1 protein-coding gene and 1 pseudogene are annotated in these 1942 nt (G+C 32.4%); both read left to right on the plus strand.

Annotated features, from left to right (window positions below):
- Window positions 1-973 (plus strand): annotated as a pseudogene (locus PR800_RS18775) (DUF637 domain-containing protein); the annotation flags it as partial.
- Between the two features lie 12 nt (window positions 974-985).
- Window positions 986-1345, plus strand: a complete 360-nt coding sequence (locus tag PR800_RS18780) for a zinc ABC transporter substrate-binding protein (protein ID WP_102139489.1) — start codon at window positions 986-988, stop codon at window positions 1343-1345.
- The last annotated feature ends 597 nt before the right edge of the window (window positions 1346-1942 follow it).

Below are 1942 nucleotides of genomic sequence, written 5' to 3' on the forward strand. Positions count from 1 at the left end.
TGGAAATGCCAAAGGAGCTATAGTTGGTAGTCTTGCTGTTCAGTTAGCAGGGATCACACTAAACAACAATTTAATCAATGAAAAAGAATGGCAAAAAGATTCCGAGAAATACGCTCAATTATCCCGCGTGTTGGGGGGATTTGCGGGTGCTATATTCACAGGTAATGCAGGTGGGGTCTACAGTGGTGCGGACTCGGGAGAAAGTACCTTCAGGTTTAATCACTTACTTCATGAACTTGCAATGGATTTTGATAATGAAATGCAAAAGTGTGCTGGTAATACAAACTGCGAAGCTACACAAATAAAAAAATATGCTATGTTCAGCTTAATTAACAGTGGCAATTTAGATGTAGAAATAACTAATAACCCATTAGTTACACAAGATATCACTAAAACGAGAATATCAAATGCATTTGATTTAGCTAAAAGGCCTTACTGGGCTAGTTATCTAGGTTTTGATGTCATGCAAAATGACCTAGCAAAACAGTACTTAATGTATTGGAACTCACAAGACTTAAATAAAATAAACGCAAAAACACCGGGTTGGACAAAAGCAGCAGTATTAATATCAGATCCTGAAATACAAGCCTCAGTTATTTCATTAGGTTGGATAGGAAAACAACTTATACAAAAGAGCGTATTGACAGTGTCAAAACTAGGCTCTGATGAAATAACATTAATGATAAAAAGTACACAAACGGGCCTTAAAAATCCTAGTCAAATAGATCAAATGAAAATAGATATGCTCAGCAATAACTATAGATTCACTGCACCAGAAGGTATTATTGCTGGATACGTCGATAAAAGAGGTATTCATTATATATCAGAAGGCAATCATAGAATGGTAGCAGCTAAAGAAATATATGTTAAAACAGGTGACTCGCAGTATATTAATAAATTGATTGAAAATGGTAGATGGACTGTAGTTGAATCTGCTCCTGCTGGAGCAAAACCATTACCATCTAGAAATTAATAGGGTAATATCATGACAAAAAATGAAATATATGTAGACATGTTATTTTGGATCCTTCCATACATAAGAAATATTCAATCTCAGGATAAAAAAATAAAATCTAAGGATTTATCATGTTATTATGAATCTGAGCTAATACATAACTTACCAAATAAAATTCTAACGAATGAGTTCACTAGTAGTGATATATCATTTTTAAACTACCAAGCTAAATACTATTATGAAAATTGCACTCCGAAAATCAGTGTGCTTTACTCAAAAAATATAGAATATATTAGAATGTTATTTATTTTAGTACCTGATGAGTTAAAAGATCAACTAACTTGGTCAGGTCCAAAAAATAATTCTATAATTAATCAAGAAACGAATTAGCGTAAAATTTAATAGTTATTCATTCATTGTGGAGTTAATTTAAATATCCTAAATATTATATGGAGAGTGTAGTGGTACAGTGAACTTAACTAGTTAAAGGAAAGTGTAACATATTGTTTTTAATTGACTTTCAATCTTTGTGCACATGGTGGGTTCCAGTGTGGAACCTATCATGGGGATCTGACCCCGAAATCAACTTCGTCTTGTGAGTGTTGGATATTTAGCAAAACGATTAACTGATTTTACTATTAATTACTTTAGTCGAAATTCGTCTATAAAAAAATATCAACCTCAGGGATTGGAATGAAATATTATTTACAAGGAGAGGGTAATACTCAAGGAATATTATGTGAATATACGATCACTAAAATCTTACCAGACTTAGCTAGCATCAGTACTTTATTATCAAAAATGCAAATGTCATAAAATAGGATTCTATTGCATTAATAGACAATTGAATAAACACAGGCGGTTATGATTTTAGCCGCCTGTGAATTTTTATCGACACATTTTAGGTAATGTTTCTTTTTTAGGACTACTTACCCAGTAAGTGCAAGAAGTGAATATGTTTTTCGTACTGATCAAGAATATCGTGAA

This window comes from Providencia sp. PROV205 (genome assembly GCF_028479505.1).
GTDB classification, from domain to species: domain Bacteria; phylum Pseudomonadota; class Gammaproteobacteria; order Enterobacterales; family Enterobacteriaceae; genus Providencia; species Providencia huaxiensis.

Excerpts from the sequence above, each read along its gene's own strand:
- PR800_RS18780 (WP_102139489.1), top strand. The coding sequence starts at position 986 with ATGACAAAAAATGAAATATATGTAGACATGTTATTTTGGATCCTTCCA.